General features: G+C 60.2%; 16 protein-coding genes. 6 read left to right on the top strand and 10 right to left on the bottom strand.

Annotated elements, in window-relative coordinates; genetic code table 11:
* Positions 1 to 38: 38 nt before the first annotated feature.
* The 5 genes from CCGE531_RS22700 to CCGE531_RS22680 all read left to right on the top strand — a co-directional run bounded on the left by CCGE531_RS22700 (position 39) and on the right by CCGE531_RS22680 (position 5,629).
* Complete coding sequence (locus CCGE531_RS22700; RefSeq protein WP_245459372.1) at positions 39 to 959, top strand: FkbM family methyltransferase; 921 nt, start codon at positions 39 to 41, stop codon at positions 957 to 959.
* Positions 960 to 995: 36 nt separating this feature from the next.
* Positions 996 to 2,321, top strand: a complete 1,326-nt coding sequence (locus CCGE531_RS22695) for a glycosyltransferase family 1 protein (RefSeq protein WP_120667999.1) — start codon at positions 996 to 998, stop codon at positions 2,319 to 2,321.
* A gap of 18 nt (positions 2,322 to 2,339) precedes the next feature.
* Positions 2,340 to 3,395, top strand: a complete 1,056-nt coding sequence (locus CCGE531_RS22690; RefSeq protein ID WP_120667997.1) for a hypothetical protein — start codon at positions 2,340 to 2,342, stop codon at positions 3,393 to 3,395.
* Positions 3,396 to 3,635: 240 nt separating this feature from the next.
* Positions 3,636 to 4,367 (top strand): response regulator transcription factor, encoded by a 732-nt coding sequence (locus CCGE531_RS22685; RefSeq protein WP_120669331.1) that lies wholly within the window; start codon positions 3,636 to 3,638, stop codon positions 4,365 to 4,367.
* Positions 4,364 to 5,629 carry an ATP-binding protein gene (locus CCGE531_RS22680; RefSeq protein ID WP_120667995.1) on the top strand — a complete coding sequence of 422 codons (1,266 nt, stop codon included), beginning with the start codon at positions 4,364 to 4,366 and terminating at the stop codon, positions 5,627 to 5,629. Before CCGE531_RS22685 ends, CCGE531_RS22680 begins: the two co-directional genes overlap by 4 nt.
* A gap of 1 nt (position 5,630) precedes the next feature.
* On the opposite strand, the gene CCGE531_RS22675 is transcribed toward CCGE531_RS22680, so the two are convergent.
* The 6 genes from CCGE531_RS22675 to CCGE531_RS22650 all read right to left on the bottom strand — a co-directional run bounded on the left by CCGE531_RS22675 (position 5,631) and on the right by CCGE531_RS22650 (position 10,399).
* Positions 5,631 to 6,011, bottom strand: a complete 381-nt coding sequence (locus CCGE531_RS22675) for a hypothetical protein (protein WP_120667993.1) — start codon at positions 6,009 to 6,011, stop codon at positions 5,631 to 5,633.
* 317 nt (positions 6,012 to 6,328) lie between these two features.
* Positions 6,329 to 7,789, bottom strand: coding sequence for an efflux transporter outer membrane subunit (locus tag CCGE531_RS22665; protein WP_245459371.1), 1,461 nt, complete (start codon positions 7,787 to 7,789; stop codon positions 6,329 to 6,331).
* A 253-nt stretch (positions 7,790 to 8,042) separates the two neighbouring features.
* Positions 8,043 to 8,627, bottom strand: a complete 585-nt coding sequence (locus CCGE531_RS22660) for a hypothetical protein (protein ID WP_245459370.1) — start codon at positions 8,625 to 8,627, stop codon at positions 8,043 to 8,045.
* A 379-nt stretch (positions 8,628 to 9,006) separates the two neighbouring features.
* The gene (locus CCGE531_RS34370) at positions 9,007 to 9,168 is read right to left on the bottom strand and encodes a hypothetical protein (protein ID WP_162943981.1); all 162 of its coding nucleotides are present in this window, start codon (positions 9,166 to 9,168) and stop codon (positions 9,007 to 9,009) included.
* An 82-nt stretch (positions 9,169 to 9,250) separates the two neighbouring features.
* Positions 9,251 to 10,102, bottom strand: a complete 852-nt coding sequence (locus tag CCGE531_RS22655; RefSeq protein WP_120667988.1) for an AraC family transcriptional regulator — start codon at positions 10,100 to 10,102, stop codon at positions 9,251 to 9,253.
* A 69-nt stretch (positions 10,103 to 10,171) separates the two neighbouring features.
* Entirely contained in the window at positions 10,172 to 10,399 is a 228-nt protein-coding gene (locus tag CCGE531_RS22650; RefSeq protein ID WP_120667986.1) for a DUF1127 domain-containing protein, read from the bottom strand.
* Between the two features lie 240 nt (positions 10,400 to 10,639).
* Between CCGE531_RS22650 and CCGE531_RS22645 the strand changes: the two genes are divergently transcribed.
* Positions 10,640 to 11,782, top strand: coding sequence for a Xaa-Pro peptidase family protein (locus CCGE531_RS22645; protein ID WP_120667984.1), 1,143 nt, complete (start codon positions 10,640 to 10,642; stop codon positions 11,780 to 11,782).
* Between the two features lie 67 nt (positions 11,783 to 11,849).
* Here CCGE531_RS22645 and CCGE531_RS22640 read toward each other — a convergent pair whose 3' ends face one another.
* From CCGE531_RS22640 to CCGE531_RS22625, 4 genes are all read right to left on the bottom strand, one after another.
* Positions 11,850 to 12,899, bottom strand: a complete 1,050-nt coding sequence (locus CCGE531_RS22640) for a DUF2278 family protein (protein ID WP_120667982.1) — start codon at positions 12,897 to 12,899, stop codon at positions 11,850 to 11,852.
* Between the two features lie 149 nt (positions 12,900 to 13,048).
* On the bottom strand, positions 13,049 to 14,107 hold the full coding sequence (gene ugpC / locus CCGE531_RS22635) for a sn-glycerol-3-phosphate ABC transporter ATP-binding protein UgpC (RefSeq protein ID WP_120667980.1): 1,059 nt from the start codon (positions 14,105 to 14,107) through the stop codon (positions 13,049 to 13,051).
* Between the two features lie 4 nt (positions 14,108 to 14,111).
* Positions 14,112 to 14,942 carry a carbohydrate ABC transporter permease gene (locus CCGE531_RS22630; RefSeq protein WP_120667978.1) on the bottom strand — a complete coding sequence of 277 codons (831 nt, stop codon included), beginning with the start codon at positions 14,940 to 14,942 and terminating at the stop codon, positions 14,112 to 14,114.
* Between the two features lie 3 nt (positions 14,943 to 14,945).
* Positions 14,946 to 15,881: a sugar ABC transporter permease gene (locus tag CCGE531_RS22625; protein ID WP_120669329.1), complete on the bottom strand. Its 936-nt coding sequence runs from the start codon at positions 15,879 to 15,881 to the stop codon at positions 14,946 to 14,948.
* Between the last annotated feature and the right edge of the window lie 42 nt (positions 15,882 to 15,923).

Raw genomic sequence — 15,923 nt, 5'->3', positions numbered from 1 at the left:
GGCGGCAGCGGGCAGGCTGCGGGAATCGAGGAAGTTTCATGATGTCGCCTGGCCTGCGGATCGCATTGCGGGCATGCCTGATCGAGAGGGATAAGATGAGTTCTTCGCCGCTGCTGCACCTTCACGAGTTGATGGCCTTCGATCGGCATCAGGCCGAGGCTGCCATCTTACAGCGAGTAAGCAGCGCCTACCTCGGGAACCATACGGCTCTGGTCCGCGTGCTCGGCCGCTACAAGCTCTATATCGATACCCGCGACAGGGGCTTTGGCTCCCACGTCCTTCTGGACGGTTTCTGGGAAATCTGGCTGACCTTGTTCTGCGCGCGCAACGTCAGGCGCGGCATGACCGCGATCGATGTCGGCGCAAACTTCGGCTATTATTCACTTCTCCTGGCTGAGCTCGTCGGAGCCAAGGGCGAGTTGATCGCCGTGGAACCCAACCCGCATGCCGCGGATTTCCTGCGCCGCAGCGTCGAATTGAACGGACTGCTCGGACGGACGCGGATTGAGAGGATGGCGCTCGGCAGCGAGGCATCAGGCGAGGCATCCCTCTATGTTCCCCATAGCGAGCCGAAGAACGCGCTGATCGTCGCGGAGACGTTCCTGCCCCACCCCCAGGATGGCGCCCTCATCAAGGTTCCGGTGACGACGCTCGACCGGTTGAGCGCATCCTGCACCCGCGTCGATTTCATAAAGATCGATGCCGAAGGCGCCGAAGAGGTTATCCTCGAGGGAATGGGCGAGACCATAGCCCGCCACAAGCCGATGCTTGTTGTCGAATTCAATCCCGCCCGCTATGCCGACGCGCGCGGTTTCCTCGAGCGGCTTGCCGGCATCTACGGATCGCTGCGGCGTCTCGACTTCAGTGGCGAAGCCGTCCCCATCACCTGCGCGGACCTGCTGTCGAAATACGGAATCGATGACTCGCTCCTCGTCCTTTCCCGCGACAAGCCGGCCTGAGGACGGGGGATGCAAGATGCCGAAGGAGAGACGGGAATGAGCCAGACGATCCTTTACGATGGCCTCAATCTTTCGCTGAAGAAGGGCACCGGTGTCGCGACCTACACGAGGAGCCTGATGTCGACGGCGCGTGCGCTCGGCTATCAGACCGGGGTCGTCCACGGAATGCCTGGAAACGTTCCGAAGGATCCCATATTGCGGGAAGTGCTGCTGTTTGACGATACCAGCGCCGGTGTGCCAGGCGCGCTTTCCGCGACAAAGCGATGGCTGCGCCGGCGCGTTGCCGCGCCGTTCGGCATCAAGCCGGTTCCGATCCCGCTGAGCGGAACGGTCATTCTGAAGTCGCTGCAGGCGCAGCTCGGCGATTCCGGCATGGTTTACGCCTCCAACGACCTGTTCCAGCTCGCGAGATACCATTTCAAGCGCTACGGCAACAATCTTACCATGAAGTTCGAGGCACAGCCGGATCTCCTGCATTGCACCTATCCCATGCCGATTGCGGCGAAGAAGGCGTTGAACGTCTATACGATCCACGATCTGGTTCCGTTGCGGCTGCCTTATCTGACCGAGGACGACAAGCGCTATCACTACAAGATGCTGCGCTCCCTCGTGCGGCAGGCCGACCATATCGTGACCGTGTCAGAGACCTCGCGCGCCGATATCATCAAGGTTCTCGGCGCCGACGAGGCGCGGGTCAGCAATACCTATCAGGCGGTTCACGTGCCGGAACAGCTTCGCGAGAAGCCGGCCGATGTGATCGCCAACGAGATCGCCGGCATCTTCCATCTGGACTGGAAGGAGTATTTCCTCTTTTTCGGTGCCTTCGAGCCGAAAAAGAACATCTCGCGGCTGGTCGAAGCCTATCTTGCGGCAAAGACGAGCAAGCCACTCATCATCGTCGGCGCTCCGGGATGGAAGGGCGCGGAAACGCAGCAGCTCATCGACGATGATCGGTTCCGCTTCTATCTTCGCGCAGAAGACCGCATCCTGCCGCAACGGCAGATCCAACGTTTCGACTTTGTCTCCTATCCTTTGCTGATAAGCCTGATCAGAGGCGCGCGCGCCGTGCTGTTCCCTTCGCTTTACGAAGGCTTTGGCCTGCCGGTGCTCGAATCGATGCAGCTCGGAACGCCGGTCCTCAGTTCCACGGAGGGATCGATCCCGGAAATCGCCGGAAATGCGGCATTGCTGGTCGATCCGTATAACACCGAGGAGATGCGCAAGGCGATCGTCAGCCTGGATCAGGACGATGCGCTATGCGCCTCGTTTGCCAAGGCCGGCCCGAGGCAGGCGGCACGCTTCTCGCCGGATCGGTATCAGCAGAAAGTGAGCGCGCTTTATGATACCCTCTTCAACGGATAATCGCGGGGGAGCTCGGACATGACCATCCTCTTTGCATTCGGCATGCCGGGCGTCATGTCTTCCTGGGGCGTCGCCGCCGTCCATGCGCTCGCGCGCGAGGCGTTTGGCGACTATGCGATCATCGCTACGGACACGATCGAGGACCTCAAACAGCACGTCCAGAGCCGATCCGGGATGCATGCCGTGCTCGTCTCGCAATTTCCGGAAACCAGGCTGTCGGAACTGATCCGCAGGGTCAACGTGCCTTTTCTGCTGTTTCTCGAAGATCCCATCGATGCTGTCTCCTATCTCGCACGCGCCACCGAGCAGCGGGATATCGGCCTGGTCAGGGCCGTGTCCGCGAGCCTCGCTTGCCTGGAGCCGCTTGCGAACGCTTCCGCGGCACTGGTCCTGCGTCGCAACGACGTCAGCCAAAGGGGCAGCATCGATCTGCTGCTCAGGAAGATCGACAGCCATTTCAGCACCGATCTGACGCTGGAGCAGATTGCAAACGCGCTGCTTCATGTCGGCATGACGCCGTCCGGCCAGTTGTCGCTCTCCGAAGCACCGAAACTGGAGGAGGCCGCGGCGGCCGTCATCGCGGGATATCTGACGCCACGGGAGGAAGTGCCCGAGCTCAGCGAGCCCCTGCGCGAGACCGCGAGGAAGGTCCTTCGCCCATTGGAATTCGGTCAGGTGGAGGCTTCCGGCACCACCATCTTCTGGCCGCAGGAGACATTCTTTTCGGGTGACAGGTTGGAGCAGGGGCTGGATGAGATCGTAGACCTTACCGGAGGAGCCCGTTGCCTGATCTACGGCCCCTACCTCCACTTGCCGATCGGCCACTGGAATGCGAAACTCAATTTCGATGTGGACGAGGACTGCTACGGGCAGATCTTCACCGTAGAAATCCATGCCGCCGAATTGCTTGGGAGGCTGCGGGTCTGCCCGCAGGGCACGGGTTCATTCGAAGCGGCAGTGCCCGTTGATGTCGTCGATCCGCGGGCTCCGATCGAAATTCGCGTGATGATGGATAGCGGCGCGATCGAGGGGCGGCTTTCCGCCTGGAGCGTCGAATGGCGGCGAGCCGCCTGATCCGGCCACTGCGCCGCTTTCGCGCATCATCGAGCCAAGTCATGCTTCCGGTGGCGCCGGCATCTTGATTGCCGGCACATTCTCCTGTGCTGGCCATTATTTTATTGCTCAATATTTCCAGCGCCAAGAATTTTGTAAACCAACGTTTCCCGCGCTGAAAATTCCGTATTGGCGCCGCAAAACCCTTCTTTTCAGGGGATTGATAGTTTGTATAAGGATTGAGAAAACGGAATGAAGCCTATGAACGCCAGCGTCCCGCCGGATATTCTGATCGTCGACGATGACCACGAGATACGTTCGCTCCTGAGCCGATATCTCGAGGAGCAGGGATTCCGCGTATCGACGGCGAGCGACCTTCGCGGATGCAATGACGCGCTCAACCGCCGCCAGCCCGACCTGATGGTGCTGGATGTCATGCTTCCCGATGGATCCGGCCTCGATCTCTGCCGTGACCTGCGAAACCGCCGTCCAAGGGTTCCCGTCATTTTGCTGACCGCCTTGAAGGAGGATATAGACCGTATCCTCGGTCTTGAGATTGGCGCCGATGACTATCTCGGCAAACCGTTCAATCCGCGCGAACTGGCCGCGCGCATTCGCGCTGTGCTGCGTCGTATGAACGAGGACTCTTCGGCGGAGCCCGAGCAAAGGCGCTATCAGTTCGCGGATATGGTGCTTGATCCGCAACTTCGTCGGGTGAGCAAGGATAATGGCGAGGTAATTGCGCTGACGGGGGCAGAATTCGATCTTCTCAAGGCGTTCCTCGAGCGCGCCGGCCGGCTGCTGTCGCGCGACCAGCTGCTCGACCTGACGCAGGGGCGTGATCGCGACCCCGCCGATCGCTCGATCGACGTCCTGATGAGCCGGCTGCGCCGCAAGCTGGGAGAAACGACGGAAGATCCTATTTTCAGAACGATCCGTAACGGCGGCTATCAGCTCGTCGTCCCGGTAACGGCTATCAAAGGCGATTCATGAGGTCACTTGGTGCGCGCCTGGCGCTACTCCTGCTGACAGCCATCGTCCTGGTCGTCATTTCTTCGTCTTTCGTGGCAAGCCTCGTCATGCGAGGGCCACGACCGGACATGACGATCGATCGGACGGCCCGGCAGCTCGCCATTCTCGCGACCTTCGCGGAGAAGGATCGAGCCATGGCTGAATCGGCGGGACTGATCATCGCTCCCATGCCAGCCAGCGGCCCGCCTGACGAAGAACTCTCCCGCTTTCTCATGGAGGCACTGCTACGCATTTCCGGCATGCGCGACGCAATCATATCGCACCAGTCGACGGGCGAGTTGATCGCGTCGCTGAAGCTCTCCGACGGCAAGTGGCTGGTCATGCCGATGGCGCCGCACGGCCCGCCTCCGGATGGCTGGAAGATCCTTGCGGGCTGGCTCGGCCTCATCATCATCGGCAGCGTGCTCGTTTCCGTCTTTGCCGCTTCGAAGATCATGAAGCCGCTGCGTCTGCTGGAACAGGCGGTGGCGGCAGTCCATCCGGACGGCACGCTGCCCCACATACCGGAAAGCGGCCCGGGCGAAATCCGCGCCACCGCACAAGCGCTCAACGGCCTTTCGGCCAGGGTGAAGGCGGCGACGGAAAGCCGGATGCGGCTCGTAGCCGCCGCCGGGCACGATCTGCGAACCCCGATGACCCGGATGCGGCTGCGTGCCGAATTCATCCAGGACCACGATGAGCGGCGCAAATGGTTTACCGATCTGGAGGAGCTCGACAGGATCGCCGATAGTGCCATCGGCCTCGTTCGCGAAGAGATTTCCAAGGACAGCCTGGAACGGGTCCGGCTCGACAGGATTGTCGACGGTATCGTCACGGAACTGAAGGCGATCGATATGAACGTCAAGAGCGGTGATCTGGAGCAGGCAACGATCTGCGCGGGGCCGCTGGCCGTCACGCGCGCCTTGCGCAACCTGCTCATCAATGCCGCAACGCATGGCCAATCGGCGACGGTGACGGTCACGCATCTTGGCAACCGGGCTGTCGTCAGAATTATCGATACCGGTCCCGGCATCCCCGAGGATCGATTGGATCAGGTATTCGAACCCTTTTTCCGCATCGACATCGCAAGGCAAAGATCCTTCCCCGGCGCCGGCCTCGGCATGGCCATTGCGCGTGAAATCGTCACCCGGTTCGAGGGCGAAATCACCGTGCGAAACCGCCAGCCACGGGGGCTGGAGCAAGTCGTATCGTTCAAGAGCGCCGAGGCCAAGGCCGCGGGCTAGATCAAGCGGAAACGACCGAACAAGTCAGCGGCATGCAAATTCGGTCACGCTCCAGGATAGCGGCCCGATAGGCACGCGAATTTGCCTCAAAACAGGATTTACTTGCGTAGGATTTTCGAAATTCTATGAACAACAGTATTTGCAGTAAGGTCATAGAACTTACCAAATAATGTTTTTCCGATAGAAAAGCCGAGACACCAAAATTCGTCAAAATGCCCTGTTTCAGCAACATTCGGAAATGTTCCGGGCGCCAACTAATATAAAATTGTGAACGATCAGCAGCCTGCTCGAGCAGGCCTTGATCGCCCCGCATACCCGGCTTCGCCATTACGCCCCCAACACGAATGGCGAAGCCGGATTGCTTTCCGACAATGCCAGCCAATTTTCCAGGGTAATCAGTCTCTTGAGAGTGCCACCACAGGGTCGCACAGCGAAGCGTTGCGCCCCGGCAGGTAGCCGAAGGCAAGGCCGATCGCGCAGGAGCAGTTGAAGGCGAGGACGATCGAACTCGGCGATTAGGCCGAAGTAAAATTAGATTCGAAATATTTGAACGAAGCACCGAGGCCAAGTGCCGCCGCAATGCCCAAAGCGCCGCCGAGCAGACAAACCAGCACGGCGGGACTTTACGGAATGCTGGACTTCGGCGCGCTTCGGATCGATGGTCGTTGGCGCTTGGCAATCCGGGTGTTGAACATGGGATTACTTGGCCGCCGTCAAATGCGGGCCGGTATTGCTGTCGGCCACATCAGGCTTGGAGACATCGATCTGCCCGTCCCAGCCTCCGCCGAGCGCCTTGTTGAGCGAGATATAATCGGTGGCGATCGAGGCCTTGCTTTGAATGACGGATTCCTCGGCGCTGTAGAGCGAACGCTCGGCATCGAGCACGTCGAGAAAATCCGTGACGCCCGCCTTGTTCAGCGTTCGCGAGAGATCCGATGCGTTGCGATAGGAGTTGCTGGACGAAACGAGCTTGGCATATTTCAGCCGCTCCTGGGTCAGGGATACGACCGCGTTTTCGACATCCTCCATGGCCGACAGCACGGCCGACTGGTAGGCGATGAAATATTGATCCCGCTCCGCCCTGGCAACATCGACGGCGGCCTTGAGCTGGCCGCCCTGGAAGATCGGCACCGTCAGCGTCGGGCCGAACGTCCATCCGATGGAGGACTTCTTCGCCAGATCGCCGACATTGGCGGCCGACGAAGAAATGTCGCCTGTCAGCGAGATGGACGGATAGCGGTTGGCTTCAGCCTGGCCGATCTTCGCCGTGTATTGTGCAAGTTGCCGCTCCGCGAGACGGACGTCCGGCCGCGAAATCAGGATGTCGGCGGGAATGCCGGTCGAGACATTCATTCTGGGACTCGGAATCGGGCCGCCGATCTTGAGCCTGTCCCCGAGCGTGGCGGGTGGCTTGCCCAGCAGCACGCTCAGACGATGGACCGCTTCCGCATAGGAGATTTCGTAGGCAGGAATATCCGACTCGGTGCTGCTGGCGAGAGCATCGGCCTTGGCCGTGTCGACGCCGGTGGCGCTGCCTGCCAGATACTCCATATGCGTAAGGGCCGCGCTCTTGCGCTGTGATACGGCGGTGCGCTTGGCAAGATCGCGCAGCGCCTGGTATTCGCGCGCCTGGACGTAGTAGGAAGCGACATCGCCAATCAATGTGAGCATGGTGTCGCGCAGCTGCTCGTCGGCAGCATCGACACCATATTTTGCCGCCTCTGCGGCGCGCTTGTTGCCGCCGAAGAGATCGAGTTCCCAGCTGGCGTCGAAGCCGCCGTCATAGAGCGTGGAGAAGGTCGCGTCGGTCGTGCCGCTTGATGCGGCCGACGTGCGTGTTCGCGTCCCCGAACCGGTTCCCTCGACGCTCGGCAGCAACGCGCCTTTCTGTTCGCGGTAAGTGGCGCGTGCTTCGCGGATTTTTGCCTTGGCGGTCGCCACATCGAGGTTGCTGGCCATCGCCTCCTCGATCAACCCATCAAGTGTCGGATCCTTGAGTTGCTTCCACCATTGCGACAGCTGCGGCGCTTTCGAGGGCTTCGTCCCCGCTTTGCTGCCCCAATGAGACGGCATTGCGAGATCGGGTGTCCGGTAATCCGAGCCGACGACGCAGCTTGTCAGCGTCCCGGCAAGGGCGGCGGCGATGGCTATATTTGGCAAGCTTTTGCTTGAACGCGAATATGTCGACAAGTTTCTATCCCTGATCGATTGGTCTTTGCGCTTGCTTTTGTCGCCGGCAAGGGCGGGTGCCCGCACGCGAAAGGTCCGGGAGCGCCGGGCGGGGCGCTCCCGGACCATCACTCCTTCCAACCGACAAGGGCGTCCGGGGGGATCTCGATCGATTGGAGGTGGAGAGGAAATGGTCTGGATTGACTAGGCAGCGGGCCTTTCCCTGATCGAACCTCTATTGCGATCAGCGGAATGCATGAGGGCCGGGAACGAGGGACCGTTCGGCATCCTCAAGCTTTGCAAGCTGATCTGCGGTCAGAATAGTGCGAAGGGCCACAGCCTTGTCCTTGAGGATAGTCGCCTTGGCGGCACGATCGAGAGCGCCATCGGCGATACGCTCGCCAAAGAGCTCCGTCGACTTGCCAGCATCATGATCGGGCTGCTGCGCAGTGTCACCATTTGCGGGCGGCGGGCCGGGGGGCCGATGCTTTGGAAAGGCCAGAAAATCCGTGAGCGCGTTGGTATAATCCCGCCAGGCATCAAGCTGAGCGCTGCGAATGCCGATCAAGGTTTCCAGCGCCGACAATCTGCCTGCCAGTTCCAGGGTCGGGTTCGGCGGATGAGGGAAGCCACGAGGCGGCATGGGCATGTCGTCGCCAAAGGCCATCATTGGGCCTTGGGGATGTGGGCCGGGGAAGCCCCAACCTTCCGGCGGCATATGAGCCGGGGGTGGGGACGCCATCTCGGCGACGGGTGGGGTCTGCGTGTCGAGCGCAACCGCCGGCTCGCCGGCGAGCGCCGAAGCGGCGATGCCGCCCATGGCCGTCATCAACAAAGTTGCGACTAGATATCGTTGCCTCATGATCAGTGCCTTCGTTACGATTGACTGATGTTGAAGCTAGCGGGGCCATATGAACCCGATACGTCCCGATATTTCTGAATATTTCTCCTCGGGGGAATGTTGCGAACGAAGTTTGCCCAGGGGCCTGGCGGCAACAATTCATTACAACTTTTCTTGACGGAACACGCGCAGAGCGAACATTGCAACCGCGTCAAGACCGGATCCAGAATCGATTCCGCTGCTGGTCACGAGACAGCGATTCCAGCACAAGCGAGGCGCCGCCGCCTATCAAAAGAGCCGCACCCTTGGGTACGGCTCCTTCCGAGACTTGGTCGATACGCTGCTCCGAGGCGGTCCGGCAGCTTTCCTATTCCTTGCCGCTTGCAGCAACCGAGGTCGATTGCCCGGCTTCCTTCAAGGCAGCCGCACATTCCTCGCAGCATACCTCGACCGATTTGCCGCCGAGGTTGACCTTGATCGTGTCTGCGCCGAGTTCGCAGTCACAGGCAGCGCATGTTGTTTTCTTCATGTCGTGATCCTTTCTCGATTGGTCCCCTTGTCGGGGCAGGATCATGAAAGCATCGATCGCCGGATAGGTGCTGTCAGAATCTTTAGCGAACCGCGTAGCGCTTCGGCTTCAATTGCGCCGAGCGCTGAAACTCCGCCGGCGTCAGCCCGTAGGTCTGCTTGAAGGCGGCGCTGAAGTGGCTGTGGCTGGAAAAGCCGAGATCGAGCCCGAGCATGGTCAGGTCGTCGTAAGTGCCGAGAAGATCGAGCGCTCGCGCCAGCCGCAGTCGCAACTGATAACGATAGAGCGGCATGGCTTCGACCTGCTGGAAGACCTGCGTCAGGTATACCGGCGAGACGCCGACCTCCTTGGCAATCTCGGCAAGCGTCCACCGCCGGGCGAGATCGGAGGTCAGGACGAGTTTCGCCCGGTCGACAAGCTTCTGCCGGCCGAAGCTTGCGCCTGCCTCATGCGAGGTACGCTCGCCGAGCGAGCGGCGCACCAGCGTCAGCGCCAGCGTTTCGCCCTCGAGGCTTTCGGCTATGTTGCGGCTGAGCCCGTGACGAAGCATCGCCACAAGCGCTTGCGCTCGCGGGTCGATGCGACGGCGCTGGCGGCGGAAAACGACGCCTTCGCCGGATTGTATCTGTTCCTTTGGCGAAAGCTCATGAAGCAGGGCATCGTCGATCATGAGATCGAGACAGGAATCGCCACCCTCGACGGGGTGGCTGATCCTGTAGTCCTGTCCACGATTGAAGAAGACAACCTGATTGGCTTCCGAAACGGCCTCGCTTTGACCGACATGGCGCTTGAAGACACCACGATAGGTATAGACGAGACTTGTCTTGTGGGCGCATTCCTCATCGCTCTTGTGCCGACAGTCGCCATTGCAGACGACATCGCGGATGAGGACGGTTTTCGTCTTCAGCAGCACGGTTGTCGAAAATTGTAGCATGCCGAAATCCTCATCCCACCGCTTCAGCCGGTTGCATAGCGTGAACCTAGCACGTTCCGCTTCATATTATTAGTAGCGGCTGTAAACATGGACATCGCTTCCGGCCTGCCCGCGAGAAAGCCCTATGTCCTTCAGCTGATCGTCCGAAAGCTCGAGCAGCGCATTGCGGTTTCTTCTCTCGGCCATTTTACGGGCGAGGGCGCGTACCAGATCGATGAAGATCGACAGAGGCGTGCGCTGGGCTTTGCGGACGATACGGATCCGTCCGGAAGGAATTGTGATGCTTGTGACTTGCATGGCGATACTCCACCGCTTGTTTCGATGGAGACAGTGAACCACTGGAGCGACATCCGCGCTGTCAGATAATTTAGCGATCGACGAGACGACCAAGCGAGAGGAACGCTATATAGGCGGCGACGACAAACAATCGTGGATAGCGGTAGCACTACCAGTATTTTTATTGTCGACATATTGCCCACAGCGACGATAGGGTCGAGGCCAACTAGCATAAGGCCAAGGTTACTGAGGAGAGTGAAAATGTCGTGGCAACATCCCGTACCCCGGATCACCGAAGAGGAACGGCAGCAACGCCTTTCGCGACTTCGCCAACTGCTCGACCAGCACGGGCTGGCCGGCATGTTGCTCGGACCGACAGAAAGCCTCAGATATTTCACCGGGCTCGTCTGGCATGCGAGCGAGAGATTCCTGGGGGCACTCGTCACGCCGACCGCGTTCTATTACATCGTCCCAGGCTTCGAGCGCAGTCGCGTGGAGACGCTGCCGCATCTGCCGGCCGAAATCCTCGAATGGCAGGAAGAGGAGAGCAGTGCGGCATTGATCGCTCGCGCGCTCGGATATTCGGGCGTTTTGGCGCTCGACGTCAATATGCCGCTCTATTTCTACAACGCATTGGCGATCGAGCTTGGAGCCGAGAGACTGGCCAATGGCGGACCGCTTGTCAACGGCCTGCGCCGGATCAAATCTCCCGCGGAAATCGCACTCATCCAATATGCGATGAACTTGACGCTCGACGTGCACAGGCAGGCTCATGCCTTACTCAAGCCCGGCATCCGCGCTTCAGAAGTGATGGAATTCATCGACCGGCGGCATCGCGAAGCGGGCGCTCATGGCGGTTCGACCTTCTGCATTGTGTCCTTCGGCGAGGCGACCTCGCTTCCGCATGGCGCAGACGGCGATCAGACGCTCGGCGAAGATGATGTCATCCTCGTCGACACCGGTGCACGCATCGACGGCTATCATTCTGACCTGACACGGACATACAAGCTGACGGCCGGCGATAGTGCCTTTGAAGACGCCTGGGCGATCGAGCGCGAGGCGCAGCAAGCAGTTTTCGATGCGGCAAAGCTGGGTGCTGCCTGTTCCAGCCTCGATGATGCGGCGCGTGCCGTGCTGGCGAAACATGCACTCGGCCCCGATTACAAACTGCCGGGCCTGCCGCATCGCGCCGGCCATGGTCTCGGGCTGGATATCCATGAGGAGCCTTACATCGTGCGCGGCAATGCGACGGCGCTTGCGCCCGGCATGTGTTTCTCGAACGAACCGATGATCGTCTTCCCGCAGAAATTCGGCATCCGGCTGGAGGATCATATCTATATGGCGGCGGACGGCCCGCGCTGGTTTACCCAGCCATCCAAGGGGCCGACCGAACCTTTCGCTTGACATAGCAACCCGGCGCTTAGGCGCCGGGCAATGCCTCGATGTCAGCTTTCGGCATCCGCCGAAACTCTCACCCCTGGAACGGAATGGTTCGCCCAGGCTGCCTTGCCTGCTCCTTGGTATAGGAAACGCCATGGACCTTGAGACCCTGCGCGTTGAGCAGGGTAATGATCCCGCCCTTGTTGGATAAGGTGACGGGCGGCTGGATTTCGACCACCCGCGTCGCGCCGGCGGCGATCGAACCGCTGAGCGCCATCGCATTCTTCTGCTTGTCCTTGATCTGCCAGCCGCTGAGATCGACCGGCACGTCGGCGGTATTCAGCAAGGTGACGGTTTCCCGCTCGGGCGTCTTCACGTCGTTGACATAGGCCGCAATGATGCGCACTAGCCCATCCGGAACATCGAAGGTGGGTATGGCATCGCGATCGACCGGCGCGTGCGGCAGGTTCGGATGATCCTGATCCTGCGGCACGATGAGCGATCCGTCCTTGTCGTCCGAATGCCATGCCTGCGTCTGGAATTTCATGAAGATCGCGACCCATTGCTGCTCGCGGGGAAACTCCAGTATCAGCCCGCCGTCCTGCCAGGGGCCATTCTGAGAAGCATATTTGCCGGGTGGATTGCCCTGGTTGAAATGAATGTCATGAATGCCGCGGCCGGGCTTGAAGCCGAAATACTGATCGGCCTTGTTGTTTTCCAGTCCCCAGATCTCGCCAAAGGCATAGATCATCGCTTGCTCGTCCGACATGGCGCGCTGGATATAGGCGTCGATCTTTTCATTAAGATCATTGTCCGGACCTGCGGCCGAGATCGGAAGCGGTTTCAGCTCCCAAGGCTGCATGAGATTGCCGCGGATGAAATCGAGCGCGACGCCGCCGGGCTGGCTCGGTGTCGGATGCAAGCCTTCAGGCAACTCCGCCAATTGCGCGGTGATCGGATGTTCGAAGCGGGAGCGCACGAGGAATTCGACCTCGCTTCCATCCTGCGAACGTACGTTGATGGCGATGCGATACAGCGTCCCGTTTTCCGAAACCAGCACCTGATAATGCGGGCTTGAACCGGTTGCCAATCGATTGTTGATGGGTCTGCCCTTGAGCACGGCATAGTTGTTAAGCGGCACGACATCCTCCCTTAGTGCACATAAGCAGCACATAGTGTCGCATCAGAATGAAGCTTCTGCGACACCGAAGGGTCTGTAGGCGTGTCAAAGTTTTTCCGACTTCACGGGCTGCGAAGCCGCCGCGATCATCTCGGTCGAAAGGACGGTCCTTATGCCGCTCTCGTTCCGTCCTCGCCGAAGACGTGCAGGTACTGCTGCGGGAAGGCAACATTCACCTGCGGACCGGCGCTCAGCGCGCTGCGATCAAGCGTGAATACCTTGAAAGGCAACCCGTGCAGCGAAAGATGCAGGATGATGCCGAAGCCCGTGGGCTCGACGAGTTCGACATTGGCGGACATGCCGGACTGATCCGACGATAGCACGACATGCTCAGGCCGAATGCCGAGCGTCACCTTCGTGCCAGCAGACAATGTCAGCGGCTCCGAAAGCGGAACGAGTGTGCCGTCCTTGAGCTTGACGCCATTGCCTTCGTAAGTTGCATCGAGAAAATTCATCCCTGGCGAACCGATGAAGCCGGCGACGAAGAGGTTGGCGGGCCGATCGTAAAGTTCAAGCGGGCTGCCGACCTGCTGCACCACCCCGCCATGCATGGCGACGATGCGGTCCGCCAGTGTCATTGCCTCGATCTGGTCGTGGGTCACATAGATCGACGTCGCTTTAAGATCGCTGTGCAACCTCTTGATTTCGGCGCGCATCTGCTCGCGCAAACGAGCGTCGAGGTTCGAAAGCGGCTCGTCAAAGAGGAAGGCTTTCGGCTGCCGCACGATGGCGCGGCCCATGGCGACACGCTGACGCTGGCCGCCCGAGAGCGCCTTCGGCCGGCGTTCGAGCAGCGGATCGAGGCCGAGCTTGGTTGCCGCACCGGCAACCGCCTTGGCGATGCTATCCTTCGCCATCTTCCGCAGCCGCAGGCTGTAGCTCATATTGCCGGCGACATTCATGTGCGGATAAAGCGCATAGGACTGGAAGACCATGGCGATATCGCGATCCTTCGGATGCAGCTCGTTGACGCGGTTGTCCGCGATGCGGATTTCGCCGCCGCTGATGTCTTCGAGGCCGGCAATCATCCGAAGCAGGGTGGATTTGCCGCAGCCGGAAGGGCCGACGAGAACGACGAACTCGCCGTCCTTGATCCTGAGATCGATGTCGTGCAGGACCTGCACATGGCCATAGGCCTTCTTGACGTTCTGAATATCGATCGATGCCATATGACTAACCCTTGACCGCGCCGGCCGTCAGGCCCTGCACGAGATAGCGTTGGATGAGGAGGAAGAAGAGCGCGGCTGGAATGAGCGCCATGACGCCCGCCGCCATCATCTGCCCGAAATCCACCGAGAATTTCGAAACGAAGGTGAGAAGGCCGACCGGAAAGGTCGCGGCCTGATTGCCGTTGATCAGCATCAGCGCAAAGAGCAACTCACTCCATGCCGCCGTGAAGACGAAGCCGAGTGTCGCAGCAATGCCGGGCAGCGTCAGCGGCAGGATGATCTGTCTGAAGGCGGTGAACTGCGTCGCACCGTCGATCATCGCGGCCTCCTCCAGATCCTTCGGAATGCCGTCGAAGAAGGACTGCATCAGGAAGGTGGCGAAAGGCACGTTGAAGGCCGTGTAGACGATGACGAGGCCGGTGAGGCTGTTGGTCAGATGCAGCGGTGTCAGGATCTTGAAGATCGGCGCGACGAGCATGACCAGCGGAAACATCTGCGTCAGCAGCATCAGCGCCACGATCCAGTATTTGGCGCGGAAGTTGAAACGCGAGAGCGCGTAACCGGAGAGCGATGAGCAGATGGTGACCGCGATCGCCGTTGAGCCGGCGACGATCACGCTATTCTTGAAGAATGTCGGGAAGTCGCTGTGCTGCAGCACGAAGGCATAGTGTTCCCAGGTCGTGCGCGAAGGCCACATGCGCACGCCTTCCGTATAGAGCAGATCGTTCGGCGTCACCGAGACCTTCAGCAGCCAGAAGAGCGGGAAGAGCGCGAAGACGACATAGCAAAGGATCGCCAGGCGATGCGCGATAGTGGGGAGGACGGCTCGTCTCATGGCTCAATCCTTGTTCAGCAGGGTCTGCCGCAGCAGGATGATCAGCATGGAATAGGCAAGAAGAAGGACCAGCAGCACCAGCGCGATGGCCGAGGCATAGCCGAAGTCGAGGCGCTTGAAGGCCTGCGTGAAGATGTAGCTGGCGACGATCTGCGTGCGGTCCGCCGGGCCGCCACCCGTCATGACGACGATCAGGTCGGCGAAATTGGAAACCCAGACCGTGCGCAGCAGCACCGTGATGGCAATGGTCGGCGCGAGGAAGGGGAGCGTGATCGAGCGGAAGCGCTCGAACCAGCCGGCGCCATCAATCGATGCCGCTTCATAGAGATCGCGCGGGATGGCCTGAAGGGCTGCCAGAAGGGTAATCGCAAAGAAGGGAATGCCCCACCAGACATTGGCGACGATCGGTCCCCACATGGCGTTGTGCGGATCGGAGAGAATGTTGCCCGGCTCGCTCATCAGGCCCATGGCGTAAAGCCAATGCGGTATCGGGCCAATCACCGGGTTGAACAGCCACGACCAATTGAGGCCGGCGAGGAAGGAGGGAACGGCCCAGGGCAGGAACACCAATGCCTGCACGATCGACCTGCCGACGAACGGCTTGTCCAGGAGCAATGCCAGGATCAGCCCGAAGATGAACTGCAGCACCACGGAAGCGCCTGTCCACCACAGCGTATTCTTCAGCGCCCAGTAGAAGGCCGTATCCTTGGAGAGATCGCGAAAGTGTTCCAGGCCGATGAAGCCGCCGGAAAATGGATTGAGCAATTGAATATCGCGAAAGGCGTAGGATATGCCGATCGCCAGCGGCACCAGCATCACGGCAATGATGAGAATGAGGGCAGGGGCGCTGTAGAGATAGGGCTCCGAGGCGTCGGCGAGGCGCTTCAGCCACGACCTGCGGTCGTGACGCCTGTCGAGCGTGTCGGTGATCGAAGTCATCTGCAAGAGTTCCCGTTCGCGGCGTTCGGACGCCGTCTGTTT

Source organism: Rhizobium sp. CCGE531 (assembly GCF_003627795.1).
Taxonomy (GTDB): Bacteria; Pseudomonadota; Alphaproteobacteria; order Rhizobiales; family Rhizobiaceae; genus Rhizobium.
The sequence above is the reverse complement of the archived record's forward strand: the minus strand, read 5'-3'. Positions and strand labels throughout refer to the sequence as shown.